The sequence below is a fragment of the Planktothrix tepida PCC 9214 genome, assembly GCF_900009145.1.
Lineage (GTDB): Bacteria > Cyanobacteriota > Cyanobacteriia > Cyanobacteriales > Microcoleaceae > Planktothrix > Planktothrix tepida.
The window spans coordinates 37,057-53,725 of record NZ_LN889796.1 but is presented as its reverse complement, the minus strand read 5'-3'; the positions used below and the strand labels follow the sequence as shown (position 1 = coordinate 53,725).

Below are 16,669 nucleotides of genomic sequence, written 5' to 3'. Positions count from 1 at the left end.
TAACAGTTATTAACCCAGTTTTGTTGACTTCATTTAGATTACCTTGGCGTTTTAATTTTTAATTCTGCCATCTTCTAACGTCAAAATGCTATCAGCTACATCCATAATTCGGGGGTCATGGGTCACCATTAATACCGTTGTCTCTCCTTGTTTGGCCAAGGTTTTTAACAGATCAATTACACCCCGACCACTACTCGAATCTAAGGCTGCGGTGGGTTCATCAGCCATAATTAATGGGGGGTCTCCTGCTAATGCTCGCGCCACAGCAACCCGTTGTTTTTGACCTCCCGATAAATCTTGGGGTAACAGATGAATTTTATCTCCTAAACCCACTTGTTCTAAACGTGTTTTCGCTTCTTCTCTGGCATTTCTTTTGCCCATTCCTTTAAGATGCAGAGCTAATTCCACATTTTCTAAAGCGGTTAAAGCGGGAAATAAATTAAATCCTTGGAAAATAAACCCAATATTATGTAACCGAAACTCTGCCAATTGAGTCCGAGACAATTTTGTAATTTCTTCACCCAATAAAAACACTCGTCCCGCCGTCGGTGTCAAGAGTCCGGCAATAATAGATAGCAATGTTGTTTTTCCCGAACCACTCGGCCCCATCAACAGTTGAATATCCCCTTGTTCGACTTCTAAATTAATATTTTGCAGCACTTGAACCGTTTGCCGCCCCGATTTATAAGCCATTTCAACACGACAAGCTTGAATTCCAATCGGCTTAATTCTAGCATTTGGTGAATAGTATGCAGCCTGATTGGGAGATATAGTGGATTTTGCCTCGCTAACTTGAGTGCGTATCATCGTTCCAAATTAATAATGATGTGGGCTTCTAACAAGAATTGACGGGTCTAATAAACTAATTACAAGGGAATAAGGTGAGTTTACTGAAGAAATCGGGTAATTCCAGAGAAGGAGGGCTGACCATGAACTATCCTGAACCGTTTAGTTCCACTATTTTAAACTCAAATGTTACCGATTGCCTGTGATCTAATACCATTTGGTTACAAAAACTGACTGGCATCAAGCTTTAAATACAATTGCTGGATCAACCTTAGTAACTTTCTGAATGGCGAAAAATGCCGATCCCGTACACATCGCAACGGTTAACCCGAATACCCCCAAAGCAGATAAAGGGGTAATTAAAATCAAAATACCTTGAGTCGCGCCAGCCCAGGACGCTACACCTAAACACAGTGCCATACCTGGAATATACCCTAAAACAGCCATCCAGAGGGCCTGTTCTAAAATAATGCCGTAGATCACCCAGTCGGATGCACCCATCGCCTTCAGGGTTCCAAATTCCTTTAAGTGGTCAGTCACGGAGGAATAAAGAATTTGTCCGACCACCACCATCCCGACTAACACTCCTACCGCCGCCCCTAAACTGAGAACAAACCCAACCCCTGTGCGTTTTTGCCAAAAGGTTCGCATTACCGTAGACATTTCTTCACGGGTCAAAACTTGAACATCATCAGGTAAAGCATCGTCTAGTTTTTGCTTCAGTTGAGTTAAATCTTGACCGGGTTTTGCCTTAATTAAAACATAGGTGATCGGATCAGCTAAATTTAAGGCTCTTGGTGGTGGAATATCGGTAGATTTTTGATTAGAGGATTGATCTTCATAACTTTGAGTACATTGAAAATCCTCATTATCTTGGACTTGACACCGGGTTTGAGTTTTTACAGGACTATTAACATAAGCATTAGCATTTTTTAACGAGGTGAACACAAAACTATTGCTCACAATAGATTGAGTTCCTTGCGTAATTCCCCCTAATTTGGCTTCTAATCCTCCGAGTTTGGCAATATCACCGATATTTTTAAGTTTGAGAGCGTCTAATTTACTCTCATCAACCATAATCGTATAGGGTTGTTTTAAAGCATTGATATCTCCTTTAATAATATTCCAGGGGGAAAATAATTCCCCTTCTGGATCAGAACCCACGACTGTTACCGCATGAATTTTATTTTCTACAGGATCGCGCCAACGCGCATTTCTAAAAATAAAAGCTTCGGCTTGTTCAACACCAGAAACCGTCTGAGCTTGGGTGACTCGTTCTAAAGAAATGGGCATCGTTAACTCTAAATGAATCATATCTTTAGAAGCGATCCAAATATCCGCTTTCGAGTGATCAATTAATATCGAGGAAGACCGAATAAACCCGGTTAAAATCCCATTTTGAATGGTAACTAAACTGACAGCAAACATAATCCCAGCTTGAGCCACCAAAAAACGGGGAATATCCTCAAATAGGTTTTTTCGAGCAAGAGAAGCCATAGGGGAGGAGGGAAGGGGAGAAGGGGAGAAGGGGGGAAGGGGGACAAGGGGACAGGGGGACAGGGGGACAGGGGGACAGGGGGACAGGGGGACAGGGGGACAGGGGGACAAGGGGACAAGGGGACAAGGGGGAAATTATTAATTTCTAACTGCCTCACTGTACCCTTTAGGTTGCACTGTGCATTGGGATCTTTTTCCTGACAACTGACAAACCACACTCCTATTGTATACGCTCTTTAAGCAGTAGCTTGTTGGGGGAAAAGTTGGCTGAGATTTTGACGGGATAGGGGTTTTACCCAGGAAAACCAGGGGGTTACGGGTTTAAAATCAACCGATTGATAGAGCTTTGTTGCCCCTGTTAAACTATCAGCATCAACGCTTAGTTTGGCAGTGGTTACACCCGCTTTCTGTAGTTGAGATAAACCTGCCAAAAGGATGGTTTTTCCTAATCCTAATTTCCTAAATGTTCGTCGTGTTCCTAACCATTCAATCCAACCAATTTGATCAGAATTTAAGTGACATCTACAAAAAGCCGCAAATGTTCCATTCGGTGCAACTGCAACTAAATCTAATTCAGGTTGATAAATCGGTTGATTTTGCCAATATTCGGCTTGTTCTAGGGTTAATTCATGATGATCCCAATGGTCAATAAAGGATTCATTAAACAAATCAACCCAAGCTGAAAGGTCTTGTTTACCCTGAATATAAGATAATTTAAAACCGGATGGAAGTTCGGGAATAGATACAGGATATTCTAAGGATTTCGCCATCGTAATAAACTGCCGATCTACTTTAAAACCTCGTTGTTTGAGTAACTGATTTTGTTCGGTTTGTTGTTCTAAACTGTAGGTTCGCAGTTGTACAGGTTGTCTTTTTTGTTGTCCGATTTCTCGAATACGGCTTTCACACCACCGCATCATTTGTTTGCCTAAATTGCTGGATCGGACACTAGGATGAATATACAATCCAAAATATCCATCAATTCCAATTTTAGAGGCTTGAGGTTCAATTCCAACTAATCCCAAAAGTTGACCTTTTACATCTGTCCAAAGACGGATATCTTTTTCGGGGTTAACCGTTGGAGAAGAGAGTCCTAATTTTAAGTCTGCTAAACTTTCATCTTCTGTGAGATGATCAACGGTTTGACAGGCTTGAAATAAATTAAAAATTGCAGACCAATCTTTTTGACCTTCGTAGGGTTTAATGATTAAAGAATTCATAACAAATTGTTCCGAAAATTCGGAAGTTTTGACTTAATCTCGAACGGATAAATTTGCACCAAAAACTAGAGGTTGTTCTTCAATACAACCTTTATCAATTCTCCATTCAATGTTGATAATAGAGAATTTAAACCAAACTCTATTTGAGCCGAAAACCCTTTAAAACCAAGGTGTTACGACTAAAATCAGGATAGCTTTAGGGTTAAAAGTTAATGATGACGATAAAACTCTGTTTCCTGTGGGTAACACAGAAATGTTCAGGTTTTATCAAATTAGACACTCATAAAAAAGGGTTAATAAATCAATTCAATTTTGTTCTCTAACTTGACTTCTGCATCGGCTAAATGGATATTGCCAGTTCGACCACTGGCTCTTGGAAAGTCACCAAACCGAATGCAAGAGTCTTGATCATTTGATTAAATAGGTTTTGTCTCGCTAGGTAAAGAAGAATTTCACCTCCAATGAGGTCGTATTGTTAATTCACCCTCAGACCTGACAACCGCAGGCTGGATGACTCCATTTGAGTGTGATTGGCTAATGGCGGACGTTCCTAGTCTAAGGATAGCTGATCCCCCCAATGCCTTGTCAAGTTTCCAGGGTTAAGCTTTGGTTATGATGTAGTGAGTCCTAAAGGACTCAAAGCCCTGAAGGGCTTACTACTGTTAGATGATTCAGTCTTAATGCTATGATTTGAGTTGTTTGTAGAGTTGTAAAATTATTATCACTGATTAAAATTAGCGATCGCCCTGCTTCGGGTAAGGGAGAACCCCAAGTTAATCCTTCAATATTATCAACTGCAATATTTAAACGGCTTAAATTCAACAATAAAGTTTTTTCTGCGGGTATAATCTCAGAATTTGTTGCTTTTAAACTGGGCAAATCTTGAATAGTATCCGCTTTTTCTAAAGAAACTAGAAATAATTTTATGGTATATCCTAAGCCTAAAGAAAAAGATCGTTCTAAACTAATTAAATGAGATTCATCAATAGCTAATAAATCGACTAAACCTTGTCTGTTATATTGTTCGGCTATAAAAGAAGAATTTGCTAAAGGATCAGTAATATACAAAAACTCTCGATCCGGTTGATTGGTTTGCAAATTATATCGCAAAATTCGACAAGGACTTTTCTGATCTAAATTCGCTATTCCTCCATCTTGAATTAAGGCGTTTTCATTCGCGGTAAACAAATAAGCCTTATCGGGTGTCACCGTTAAACTTTCAAAGGCTAAATTAGAACGAACACCTTGGTTTTGATTTCCATTTCCATCAAAAAACTTTTCAGGAATTGGTAAACTTCTCAATATTTTGCCGTCCCTGGAAAATTCTTGAATAAAAGGGGAAATATTTTGATAAAGGTTACCTTCTGAAGCAATAAAAACACTATTTTTAAAAAACGCAATTCCTTCAGGATCAAGGCTATTTTTAGGAAAGGGTTTTCCCGTTTCTGTTAATAGTGTGGTAGCCCCGACTACACTCACCCCTGTTTCTGAAAGGTAACCGGAACTTAAATCAATTTTGAGAGTATAAAATCGGGCTTTATTTTTATCACTGGGATCATCGGATATAGCATAATAAACTTGTTGTTCAGGATTATAAGTAATGCCTGATAAACCACCAACTTCTGTGTTATTATAGAGTAATCCTGTCGGTAAAGTGACTTGTCCAATTAAATCAATTACTGTTGAAATCGCCACACTAGATGTGCTAAATATTAAAAAGGAAATTAAGGTTGAGATTAACAGCAGACAAGATAATAAAATTCTCATTAGATTTGCCTGTTTTAATAAAGTTTAGGGACAAAAAATTAATAAGCTATTATTTTCTATTCTAATATCGAAGATTGATTAGAACTTTAGTAATAAAGGGTAATGTATTTTGATTTTGCAGATTTAAAGAGTTGGAAACAGTTTTCCGGGGTAAATCTCGACGGAAAAATAATGGTAAACTCATTAATCCTAAAATAATCACAATCACTGTCATCATCCAAATTAATAAACGGTTTGGTTTATAATTGGCTTGTTCAATTTGCCAAAAAACTTGATTATAATTCCAAGCTGCAATTACAGTAATCATCATTCCAGTAATGACTAAAATAATCCCCATATTATCAGAATTAAAAATAGGATGACTAGGGGGAATTTTTTCGGTAAATGAGGTTTGTAATTGACGTAAAAACAAACTAAATCGAGCGATCGCAAAACCCAAAGCAATTAAGGAAATAGATGTTCTTAACCAAGCTAAAAATGTCCGTTCATTGGCTTGATGTTCTCGCTGACGATCAATTTTTTGTTCTTGATTCATAGATTCTATATCTCTTGAAAATTTTTCTTCATAAACTCCATTTTGGGGATTAAGCATTAAGAAATTCTGTTAACCATTCTTTAACATGAAATGTAGCACGACAATCATCTTCATTATATTGAACAATAGCATCTAATAAGGTGCGATCGCCTGTTTTTAACCATTGTTCATACCAACAAACAGATTGAGCACCATTTGCTTTGGGATCTCGCCATTCAAACCCCAACCATTTCGCTACAGGTTTCAGTGCATAACTTTCCACAGGAAGTGTTACCGTTTCTGTCATTTTTTGATGGAGATCAATAAATCGTTTTAATACTGGTTTCCAGCAATAATCTGGCGTATTATAAATTGTAGCTAATCGTTTAATGGTTTTAGGTTCATAATCGCAAAAATGAAAAACAGGAGCGATCGGATAAGCCCAAACTAACTCTAAAAACTGCTTCCAAATTAATTCTTCTTGGGTTTTATCTTCCGCTAAAAAGGGATAAAATTTCTGTTGATTAGACCGCCGATCTATAACTAGAAGACCATGCAAATAATCTAAATTCAATTCCGGTTGTGCTTCAATATCAAAATAAATCTCAACCGGAAATTCTTTTAATTTGGTTTGATAGCTATCTTGAAAATTATCTAACCAATAGCTAGAATTAAAATTTTGTTTAAAACTGATAAATTCTTCTTGACGTTTAATTGCTTTACTTTCTAAATTAGATTCAGCTTGCTTAATAATTTGTAAAGCAATTCCCTCTGCAAATTCAGGATAAACTTCTAATTGCTCTGGGGTAGCTTCCACCAAGGTTTCAACGGTTGTTAAATTCAATTCTTTTAACCGTAGATAGCGAGTGGGAGTAACACCCGGAATTAAAGAAATATGATTTTGCGATCGCGCGACCTCCAAACAATAACTATGCCATTGACACAAATTACATTTTTGTCTCGCAATAAAAACCTCCGGTTCATCACGAGATAACGCCATGTTTAAATAATCATTTAAAACCTGGTACATTTGCGGAATACGTTGTTCTAAATTAACCGAATAAGGAGCTTTATCTCGTAAAATTAACCAACCTGTTTCCGGCTGGATTCCTTGAATTCCTTCTAATAAATAAGCATGAAAAGCCGAAATAATTTGATAATCGAGTTTAGGGCGTTTCCCTAACTTAATATCTTGAGAAACATAAACCCAATCTCCAAATTGAGAATATCCGGGCTGTTTCACTAATAATTCAGGAGAACTCACTAAAGTAATCTGAATCATTTCATCAGATTCTATCACCGATCCATCTAACATAATTTCAGAAAGGTTAAGTTTCTCTACTTTCAGCAAAACCCCCTGATAAATTCGGTCAACTCCTTGCTGCATTAACTCTAGGGTTTGTTTAGCACCCAACTCCCAATTTCCAAAAAAAGGATCGAGTTTAGAATAAGGATAATGAGATAAAATACTATTTTGATAAGCAGAACTATCCTGCATCAATTTTAGTAAAAAATCGCTGGGAGGATCTTGTTGAGAACTATCTCCATAACGCTCTAAAAATGCACGCCTCTGACAGCGTTGATAAAGCAACAGTTGTTTATCGGTGATTAACATAATTATTTCGGTGTCAATGATCAATGATGAGTTAGATATCCTCTTCACCTTAAACTTAAAAGTGTCCTTTGACGAAACATAACGAACCCTTAATATTATGACAACTCCTTCCCTAGAAACCCATCGCCAACAGTTTCCCGCCTTAGCCAATAAAGGCTATTTTAATTATGGGGGACAAGGGCCATTACCTCGGATATCGATGGATGCTATTATTCAAGGGTATAACGAGGTGCAGTGTTCTGGCCCTTTTTCGGGTAAAATTAACCAATGGCAAAAGCAAGAAACCCAGTTAACTCGCAATTTGGTCGCCACTGAGTTAGGAATTTCTCCCGAAACCCTGTGTTTCACCGAAAATGTTACCGTTGGTTGTAATATTGCGCTGTGGGGAATCGATTGGCGACCGGGAGATCATCTGTTAATTTCCGATTGTGAACATCCGGGAATTATCGCAACGGTTCAGGAACTTCAACGTCGCTTTGATTTGCAAGTTTCATTTTTTCCCCTCAGAGAAACCTTAAACCAAGGTGATCCAGTCGAGATGATTTCTGAGTATTTAAAACCCCATACTCGCCTATTAGTGATCAGTCATATTTTATGGAATACAGGTCAAGTTTTACCCTTAACAGAAATTGTTAACCTGTGTCATCAAAATTATAACACAAAAGTATTAGTCGATGCGGCTCAATCCGTTGGCGTTTTACCGCTTCAATTAACAGAAACAGGCGTTGATTTTTATGCTTTTACAGGTCATAAATGGTTGTGTGGGCCAGATGGATTAGGAGGATTATATATTAGTGCGGAATCTTTATCCGAATTATCTCCAACCTTTATTGGATGGCGAAGTATTATTAACGATACACAGGGAAAACCCGTTGCTTGGATACCCGATGCTAGACGGTATGAAGTCGCCACTTCTGCCTATCCATTATATGCAGCATTACGCCATGCCATTACCCTGCATCATCAATGGGGAACTGCAACAGAGCGTTATCAACAAATTTGTCAAAATAGTCAATATCTTTGGCAAAAATTATCAGAAATTCCGCAAATTCACTGTCTAAGAACCTCTCCCCCCGAAGCGGGTTTAGTTTCATTTCAACTCACCAATGGAAAATCCCATCAATCCTTAGTCAACGCTTTAGAAAACCAGGGTATTTTCCTGCGAACTCTCCTCGATCCCAATTGCGTTAGAGCCTGCGTTCATTACTTTACCCTTCCCTCGGAAATGGATCAACTCCTAGAAGCGATAGCAGGGAACAGGGAATAGGGAACAGGGAACAGGTAGGAAAAGAGCCCTAAATTTCCCTTTTTGTCCAAGTATTGACTGTTAACGGTTAACCCCAGTCAACAGTCAACAATCAACTTTTTCAAATTTTTCTTAACTGATAACTGATAACTGATAACTGATAACTGATAACAAGCATTATTGAACAGCAACCGCCGTATTCCCGACCACTTCACCTTTTAACATTCGTCCGGCTGCTTCTAATAACTGTTCTTCTAAATAAGGCTTGGTAAAGTAACCTCGTGCCCCCAAATTAAACGCCATTTGACGGTGACGATCCGCGCCCCGCGACGTTAACATGGCAATGGGTAAATTCGTTAGGATCGGATCTTTTTGCATCCGCGATAATAACTCCAACCCATCCATCCGAGGCATCTCAATATCGCAGAACACGATATCACAGGGTAAACCCGATTTCAGTTTTTCCCAAGCTTCCTTACCATCTCGCGCCTCTTCCACGCGATAACCGGATTTTTCAAATGTAATCGATAATAGCGATCGCACCGTAATCGAATCATCCACAATCAACACCGTCGGTTCAGATTTCTGAAGTTGGGGTTCAGCCACCGCATTGCCCATCTGCCAAATCTTACCAGCAGCATCCTTGCGAATCCGACCCATGGCCAAATCAATCAATTCCAGCACATCGGCGATCGCCACAATTTGACCATCCCCTAACACCGTCGCCCCTGCAATGCCAATCGGTTTCGGCACAGGCCCTTCCAAAGGCTTGATCACAATTTCCTGTTCAATCAACACCTGATCCACCTGTACCGCCAAATAACTACTCGAAGACCGCAGGACAATCACCGAAATCATGTCTTCCTCAGCCGTAGCCCCATAGACATTTCCCCGACCCAAATGACGGTGATAAGTTAACAATTCCCGCAGATGACGTAAAGGTAAAATCGTTCCCCGCCATTCTAAAGCCTTACTGCCATCGTCCATCGCTCGAATTTGTTCACGGGGAACATCAATCATGTCTTCTACCCCATCCATCGGGAAAGCAATCCGCACCCGATCGCTCACACAGCACAACGCCCTGGAAATACTCATATTCAAGGGTAAGCGAATGGTGAACGACGTCCCGCGTCCCAACGTCGAATCCGTCGTAATCGTGCCACGAATATCCGTTAAACTGGTTCGCACCACATCCATCCCCACGCCCCGACCTGCGTATTCATCCGCCACATCCTTTGTACTAAAGTTCGGCAGGAATAACAGATCATAAATCTCTGGATTGCTCATACTCTCAGCTTCTTCAGCCGTAATCAACCCCTTCTGAATCGCCTTATTTTTGACACGATTGACATCAATCCCACCGCCATCATCGGAAACCGCAATAATCGTTTGATTCCCCTGGTGAAATACCCGAATTGTAATCCGACCCACTGCCGATTTTCCTGCTGCTGTCCGTACATCCGCAGGTTCAATCCCGTGAGTAATGGCATTATTGACCAAATGGATCAACGGGTCATGCAGCTTACCCAATAACATCTTGTCAATTAAAGTATCTCGACCCTCCACAAACAATTCGGCCTGTTTGCCACATTTAATCGAAATATCCCGCACTGGACGCTTCAAAGCATCCGCTTCAATCGCAAAAGGTTCCATCCGTGCCCGATTTAACCCCTCCTGCAACGCCGTCGTAATCCGTCGCAACTCACGGGTGACTTGATCCGCTTCTTCCACCAAAAATTCAATATCGGCTGACGACTCCCGCACCCGGACAATTAACTCAATAATCTCTTGAGAGAGAGTATGGAACGGCGTAAACCGATCAAGTTCCGTTGAATCTAAATCCGTATTGGAATCATCATCATGAATTGACGACGTTTCATTAAACCAGAACGGCTTGCGACGGTGGGACAGGAGGGAAATTTCTAAGAGCGATCGTTCATAGAAATCCTGCATCCGTTGGCCTACATCCCCCAGCAAAGAAACTTGGTGTAGCAAGTTATCCAAAAACTGCCGCATCCGTTCTTGGTCTTGTTCCAAACTGTTGCGGTTGACCACCAGTTCCCCCATTAAGTTACTGAGGTTATCCAGTTGTTTGACAGGAACCTTAACAATGGGTTCAGCGATGGGTTTGGCAAAGGTTCCTCTGGGAACCGATGCTGAACGAGATCGAGGAGCATCTTCAATTAATTGCAGCAACTCTGTAAATTCCGAATCTTCGTCGGAGGATGGCGATGCTTTACTAACAGGGGTTCGTCCACTGTCTGAGGATTTTGGAGTTGAGGTTGACTCCACTGCATCGGGGGACTGTAACAGTTGATCTAAATTTAAGAAAATATCTTCTTCTACCGTCTGGTTAGCAGCCATGGGCTGACCTTGTGCACCTTCTTCATTCAGTAAAGCATCTAAACTGGTAAAATCATCATCCGGTAGTTCCAGGTTGGGGGCAGTAAGTCCCATCGCTTCTAAGTTTTGAGATATCCTTGGGGTTAACACCTCAACACTGTCCTGAATAGTTGCACCTTGCTCTTCTCCAAATTGCATCAAATCATCTAAGGAAGAAGGAGTCGATGTTTCGGGTACGATGCCCATTTCACTTTCTAATAGTTCATCAAACCAATCTTCACTTCGGTAAGGCTCTGTGACTGCTTCGGGGGCTGCTTCCCCGGTTAAGGAAGAACTGGGTTTTGCCGTTTGGGGTTTGGGTTCGGGAGACACTTGAGCCTGCTGGTCAAATTGGTCAAACAGTTCATCCAAACTTTCGGCATCCTCTAATAAATCGTTGATTTCATCCGGGGAAACAGATGTAGAATGCTGGGCTGATCCCGATGAAACTTCTGTTTCGGGATTTATGTCTAATAGTTCATCAAAGAAATCCTCAAAACTGGCCAATGGTTTATCTTGTGCCATCTTGACTGTCGATGGTGGTTTGACGTTTGGGGTTTCCACCATTGGAATATCCGTATCACTGAGATTATCAAAGAAACTGGCTAGATCATCATCAACACCAGAGTTAGCAGGTGAAATCCCCAGGTTATGATGTCCCCTTTGGGGAGTTTCTTTGGGGGATTTTTTGTTTTTAGCTTCTGTTTTGTTTAACCCGGTTTGTTTTTCGTCTAACAAATCAAAAAAGTCGCCTTGTAGGAGGTCTGCTTCCATTCCTCCCTGTGCAGGGGTTTCCCCGACTGTTTCTTCAGAAGCCTCATGATCCCATTCATCCAAACCTTCAAATAAATCTCTGAGGCTGTTATATTCTTCGGGGGTAATTTCGGGGCCGTTTGGTAAACGAGTTGGGGTATTACTGGCGTTCGTTGCTGAATCCGACCAGTTTGTATCGAGTAGGGGGTTCGTGAGGGTTGAAACATCTGGGGATTTCTTCTTACTATTTCCTGACTTCGCGGTCACTGAGCCTTGCCGAAGTGATGCAGTCGCTTTCGTCGCAGCTGCTGATTTTTTAGACTCGGCTTCTCCCAGTGTCCGGGATTTAGGAGATTGACCGGAGGATTTTGAGGGACGTGATGGCAGGGTCGATTGGGTTGTCTGAGATTTGGATGTTGGGGCTTTTGCAGAGGTTACGGACTTGGGTAACAAGCGGGTAATAGCTTCGGTGACGACAATTTCAGTCTCTCTATTCGCTAAAACGAGATCTTGAGCTTCTTTAATCGCTTTAATAACAACGGGAGCTAAACTCCGATAAGTATTCTCCGAATTAGCGATCACTTGTTCTACATTTTCGATAAATTTAACCCAATTCGGTAAATCAAACAGTTCTCCCGCCCGGGCTAAACTTCGGCAAGTTTCAATTAACACTTGACGGGTTTGGGGGGTTTCGGGTTGTTTGAACTGTTGCAACATTTCCCGCAACCGTTCAGGGACATCACTACCAAAGACCAAATCTTTAGCACTGCTATGTCCCGTTTCTTCACGCGGTTTCGATATCGACGGAGATGGAGCGCGGGTTTGTACAGGCGTACTATAATCCGTTTCTACGGGCCGTTTACCTGTCCCCTGTTGCTGTACAACATTTTTAATATGGTAATTTAAGGCTTCAAAAACAGGCTCAACATCCTGCAAAATGGCACTCGCTGCTTCTTCTGTTAACCCATAGGGCCCTGACAATTGATCAATCAAGGCTTGTAAGGTATCAAAAACTTGTAAAAATAACGATTCTAATTGTTGATCGAGGAATTGAGTCGGAAGACGGTTTTCTTTGAGAATTTTAAAACTATCTTCTAATCGGTGAGCCGTTTGTTGAATACTATTGAGTCCCAACATCGCGGCTCCCCCTTTAACCGAGTGGGCCGCTCGGAAGACTTCATTGAGCAGTTCTGGATCTTCAACGGTGGTTTGTAGATTCAGTAATCCCTGTTCAATGGTATTGAGGTGGTCTTTAGCCTCCTCAATAAAATAGCCCATGATCCGTTGTTGCTGTTCAAGTTGCATATCATTAATCAGTTATCAGTTATCAGTTATCAGTTATCAATTAATCCTTGGTCACTTGTTTTCACGCACTTCCTCCCCTGCCTTTCTTGCTCCCTAAGATTTTTCTGAAGCATCAACGCGGAAACGTTCCACGGAAGTCAAGAGATCTCGCGCCACACCGACCAGTTTGGTTAATGCACTAGAAACTCCTTGGGCTTCTTGGGAGGTTTCTTGAGCGCTATGTTCAACGGCTCGCATCACCTGGGCGACGGCTCGTGCCGTTTCGTTTTGTTCCACCGTATCGGCGGTAATTGAACGCACCAGAACGTCAATCCGGTTCGTCACTTGGATAATGTCATCCAAGGCTCGTTTGGCTTGTTCAGCTAGACGAGTTCCTTCAATTACCTGTTGATGACCTTGAGACATCGCCATCATCACGGTATTGGTCTGGCTTTGGATTTGCATCACGATTTGTTCGATATCTTTTAAAGATTTCGCTGACTTATCCGCTAACTGTCGAACTTCATCGGCAACAATCGCAAATCCTTTGCCTGCTTCCCCAGCCCGTGCCGCCTCAATACTGGCGTTTAACGCGAGTAAGTTGGTTCGGGAGGCAATCTGAGAAATAATGGCTACAATTTTAGAAATTTCTTGAGAAGATTCCCCTAACCGCTTGACTTCTCGACTGGTTTCTGCAACCGTTTCCCGAATTTTGAGAATCCCAGCTACGGTCATTTGTACCGCTTCTCCCCCTTTAGTCGCTACCGCCGCCGCCGAACGGGCAACTTCTTCAGCTTCCCTGGAACTTTCGGCTACCCGTTGAATGGCATCGGTGAGCACCTGTATCGAGTTTAAGGTGGCAGCTAGTTCCTCCGCTTGGCGGAAGGCATCTCCGGCGACATCCTTGGCAAACGTCGCACTATCCGTTGCCCCCTTACTGACTTGACGGGCGGCTTGCTTCACCTGAACCACAATTTCCCGCAGGTTTTGGATGGTTAAGTTAAAGGAGTCGGCTACCGCCCCTAAAACGTTAGCGGTGACTTCTGCGGTGACTGTTAAATCTCCCCGGGCTGCCCCTTCGACATCATCCAAGAGCCGAATCACCTGACGATGTAAATCATCTCTGGCATCTTCTTGTTCCTTGGCTTTGCGTTGGGCTTCGCGGGTAATATTTTGAATAAATTGAGCCGCATGGTTGAATTTGGCGGACATTCTCCCAAACTCGTCCTCGGCAAAAACCGTAGCCCGGGCATCTAAGTTGCCTTTACCAATGGCATCAAATTGAGCTTGTAAATCGTCTGTGGCTTTTGTAATTTGTTGGGCTGTAATCCGACCTAATCCCCAGGCGGTGATAAAACTCGTGGCTCCGGCTACGGTGGTCATAAACCAACCTGTAACTCTTAGATAATCCACAACTTCTCGTTTGTTATCTAAGGCAGCGGTGCGGGTGGCAATATTAGTTGCTGTTGCCACTAATATCAATGTTACCAGTCCCGTTCCTAGGGCGGTGTAAAAGGGTTTGCGGTTGAGGGAGGCATTTTCTAAAAAGGAGAATGGCCCTTGATCAGATGCGACGACGGTATCCATCACATCCCCTAAATCTGGACTTAAGGTGGTAACAGCCGATGCGGTATAGGCACTATTAAAAATCTCATCATCCCGAATCGATGAACTATCACTATCGAGGGTGCTATTGTTGTAGGTCGTGCTCGGAAATTTACTATCTAAGTTGCCAAAGTCTGAATCAACATATAGATCATTATCCCCACTGGCTGCCATATCAAAATCGGCAACATCATCAAACTCTTCAAAACTATCTAAGAAATCATTTTCCACGCTTTGGGGGGCCTTACCATTGGGAGAACGACCATTGAGATCTGTCATCTCCGGTGTTATATCAAAGGAGTCCCCAAAGGTATCCTCATTTAAAGGTTCGAGATCAAAACTATCGGGAATATCCGTGGCATCAAAAACGATATCATCTTCTTCCTCAGCCATATCCAACGCTCCATAAGCTGAGGATGGGGTAGCTTCACCCCGGGTATTGGAAAAATACGACTGATTCATCCTGTTATTGGTCAACAGGGTTTCCTCTTCGTTGCTTTCTTCTGCATCCAAAACATTAAAGTTCGCCGTCATGTTAGAAGGGTCAGGGGGTAAGGGAACAGAATCATCAGCATCATCAACGAAGGGTTCCACAGAAAATGTAAAACCGGACAGATCAGGGTCAAACTCCTCTTCTTCTTCTGGCTCAAATAAAGGAGTTGACGCACCCGACATCATCCCATTGGAGGATACCGGATCAGGGTTAACGAACTCCCCGGATGAATCTATCTCTTCTAGGGGGGCAAAAATATCATCGAGTTCTTCTTCAAAACTCATGGGGGCGACGGAAGGAGATGAAGGAAAAGGGGTTTGGGGGGAAGACTCAGGAGTCTCCATCAATTCCTCGTCTTCCTCGGCTCCCCTGGGTTCCCCAAACTCTCCTTCACCCTCTAGGTCATCCAGGTCAAGGAACTGAGTCGGTTGATGTAGATAATCCATCTCTGACTCATCCAGGGTTTCCTGGGAATTGAGTGAATGCAGGTCATCCTCAGTGCTGGGGTTTGAGGAATCGAGAAGATGGAATTGGTCATCCTCGGAGGAAAATAAATCCCCGGTTAACTGTTCAAGATCACTAACACTCACCTCATCGGTCGCTAAGGGGGTTATGGGTTGTGATTCATCTTCTTCTAGTGTAAACGGATCTTCATCGAATTGGGTCAGGGAACCCGGCTCATCCAAGGGATTTAAAATTTCTGTTCCTTCCTCTAAATCATCCTCTAAAGCAAAGGGATTATCGGCTGTAAAGCTCAGGGGAGACTGGCTACCATTAGAGTGTAAATAGTCTTGATTATCCCCTAGATGTTCTAACCCCCTTTCATCGATCGCATCATCGAGATCAGGAACCGATAAGCTTAATTCGGAGTCCTCTAATCCTTGAAAATCAAAGTTATCTTCGGTTCCGCTAAAATCCTTCAGGTCTATCTCATGGTTTGACCCATTCATCAAATTGCCATTGCCTTGCTGATGGGAATCATCAGCAAGGGATTCTAAATCATTTAATAAATTCATTGAGGATGTGCCATTGGCGAAACCATTGGTTTCTTCGGCGACCCACTGTAAATCTTGAGTTAAATCAACTTCTGTAGAATCAATTTCTTCATCGAGAAGGGCATTAAAAACCGCTTGGGAATCGGGGATATCGTTCAACTCACCTGAAGGGGAGGCGAGTTCGTATTGGTCAGTATCGGCTAAAGCTTGATGCGCTTGTTCGAGTAATTCCGCATCACTGGTCAAATTTAAGACCGCCATATACTGATCACGAGCCACATCATACTGCTGTAACCCATAGCCATAGATATGACCGCATAAAAGACGGGCGGAAGGATCTTCTGGATAATCTTCCACCAGTTGATAAACCAGCGCCGCCGCCTCTTCGTAATTTCCCTGACAGTATGCTTCCTCCGTTTGCTGATATTCTTGTAGGAAGTCTGTGCTTGTTGCCATGAGCGATTCCCCTTTTGATTTTAAAGTTTAGTGTGGTATGGCTTAAACGTTAAGAG

General features: G+C 42.1%; 9 protein-coding genes. 1 reads left to right on the top strand and 8 read right to left on the bottom strand.

Features of this window, described 5'->3' with window-relative positions; genetic code table 11:
* Positions 1-51: 51 nt before the first annotated feature.
* The 6 genes from PL9214_RS10810 to PL9214_RS10785 all read right to left on the bottom strand — a co-directional run bounded on the left by PL9214_RS10810 (position 52) and on the right by PL9214_RS10785 (position 7,399).
* Positions 52-807: an ABC transporter ATP-binding protein gene (locus PL9214_RS10810; protein WP_072718831.1), complete on the bottom strand. Its 756-nt coding sequence runs from the start codon at positions 805-807 to the stop codon at positions 52-54.
* A gap of 219 nt (positions 808-1,026) precedes the next feature.
* Positions 1,027-2,283 carry an FtsX-like permease family protein gene (locus tag PL9214_RS10805; protein WP_072719114.1) on the bottom strand — a complete coding sequence of 419 codons (1,257 nt, stop codon included), beginning with the start codon at positions 2,281-2,283 and terminating at the stop codon, positions 1,027-1,029.
* Positions 2,284-2,519: 236 nt separating this feature from the next.
* Positions 2,520-3,503, bottom strand: coding sequence for a GNAT family N-acetyltransferase (locus PL9214_RS10800; RefSeq protein WP_072718830.1), 984 nt, complete (start codon positions 3,501-3,503; stop codon positions 2,520-2,522).
* A gap of 636 nt (positions 3,504-4,139) precedes the next feature.
* Entirely contained in the window at positions 4,140-5,270 is a 1,131-nt protein-coding gene (locus PL9214_RS10795) for an esterase-like activity of phytase family protein (RefSeq protein ID WP_072718829.1), read from the bottom strand.
* A 61-nt stretch (positions 5,271-5,331) separates the two neighbouring features.
* Entirely contained in the window at positions 5,332-5,862 is a 531-nt protein-coding gene (locus tag PL9214_RS10790; protein ID WP_245824230.1) for a YidH family protein, read from the bottom strand.
* The gene (locus PL9214_RS10785; protein WP_072718828.1) at positions 5,855-7,399 is read right to left on the bottom strand and encodes a TM0106 family RecB-like putative nuclease; all 1,545 of its coding nucleotides are present in this window, start codon (positions 7,397-7,399) and stop codon (positions 5,855-5,857) included. The genes PL9214_RS10790 and PL9214_RS10785 overlap by 8 nt, the downstream gene beginning before the upstream one ends.
* 97 nt (positions 7,400-7,496) lie before the next feature.
* Between PL9214_RS10785 and PL9214_RS10780 the strand changes: the two genes are divergently transcribed.
* Positions 7,497-8,666 carry an aminotransferase class V-fold PLP-dependent enzyme gene (locus PL9214_RS10780; protein ID WP_072718827.1) on the top strand — a complete coding sequence of 390 codons (1,170 nt, stop codon included), beginning with the start codon at positions 7,497-7,499 and terminating at the stop codon, positions 8,664-8,666.
* A 156-nt stretch (positions 8,667-8,822) separates the two neighbouring features.
* Here PL9214_RS10780 and PL9214_RS10775 read toward each other — a convergent pair whose 3' ends face one another.
* On the bottom strand, positions 8,823-13,085 hold the full coding sequence (locus PL9214_RS10775; RefSeq protein ID WP_072718826.1) for a hybrid sensor histidine kinase/response regulator: 4,263 nt from the start codon (positions 13,083-13,085) through the stop codon (positions 8,823-8,825).
* A 93-nt stretch (positions 13,086-13,178) separates the two neighbouring features.
* The gene (locus tag PL9214_RS10770) at positions 13,179-16,613 is read right to left on the bottom strand and encodes a methyl-accepting chemotaxis protein (RefSeq protein WP_072718825.1); all 3,435 of its coding nucleotides are present in this window, start codon (positions 16,611-16,613) and stop codon (positions 13,179-13,181) included.
* Between the last annotated feature and the right edge of the window lie 56 nt (positions 16,614-16,669).

Excerpts from the sequence above, each read along its gene's own strand:
- PL9214_RS10790 (WP_245824230.1), bottom strand. The coding sequence starts at position 5,862 with ATGCTTAATCCCCAAAATGGAGTTTATGAAGAAAAATTTTCAAGAGAT.
- PL9214_RS10780 (WP_072718827.1), top strand. The coding sequence starts at position 7,497 with ATGACAACTCCTTCCCTAGAAACCCATCGCCAACAGTTTCCCGCCTTA.
- PL9214_RS10770 (WP_072718825.1), bottom strand. The coding sequence starts at position 16,613 with ATGGCAACAAGCACAGACTTCCTACAAGAATATCAGCAAACGGAGGAA.
- PL9214_RS10775 (WP_072718826.1), bottom strand. The coding sequence starts at position 13,085 with ATGCAACTTGAACAGCAACAACGGATCATGGGCTATTTTATTGAGGAG.
- PL9214_RS10785 (WP_072718828.1), bottom strand. The coding sequence starts at position 7,399 with ATGTTAATCACCGATAAACAACTGTTGCTTTATCAACGCTGTCAGAGG.
- PL9214_RS10795 (WP_072718829.1), bottom strand. The coding sequence starts at position 5,270 with ATGAGAATTTTATTATCTTGTCTGCTGTTAATCTCAACCTTAATTTCC.
- PL9214_RS10810 (WP_072718831.1), bottom strand. The coding sequence starts at position 807 with ATGATACGCACTCAAGTTAGCGAGGCAAAATCCACTATATCTCCCAAT.
- PL9214_RS10805 (WP_072719114.1), bottom strand. The coding sequence starts at position 2,283 with ATGGCTTCTCTTGCTCGAAAAAACCTATTTGAGGATATTCCCCGTTTT.
- PL9214_RS10800 (WP_072718830.1), bottom strand. The coding sequence starts at position 3,503 with ATGAATTCTTTAATCATTAAACCCTACGAAGGTCAAAAAGATTGGTCT.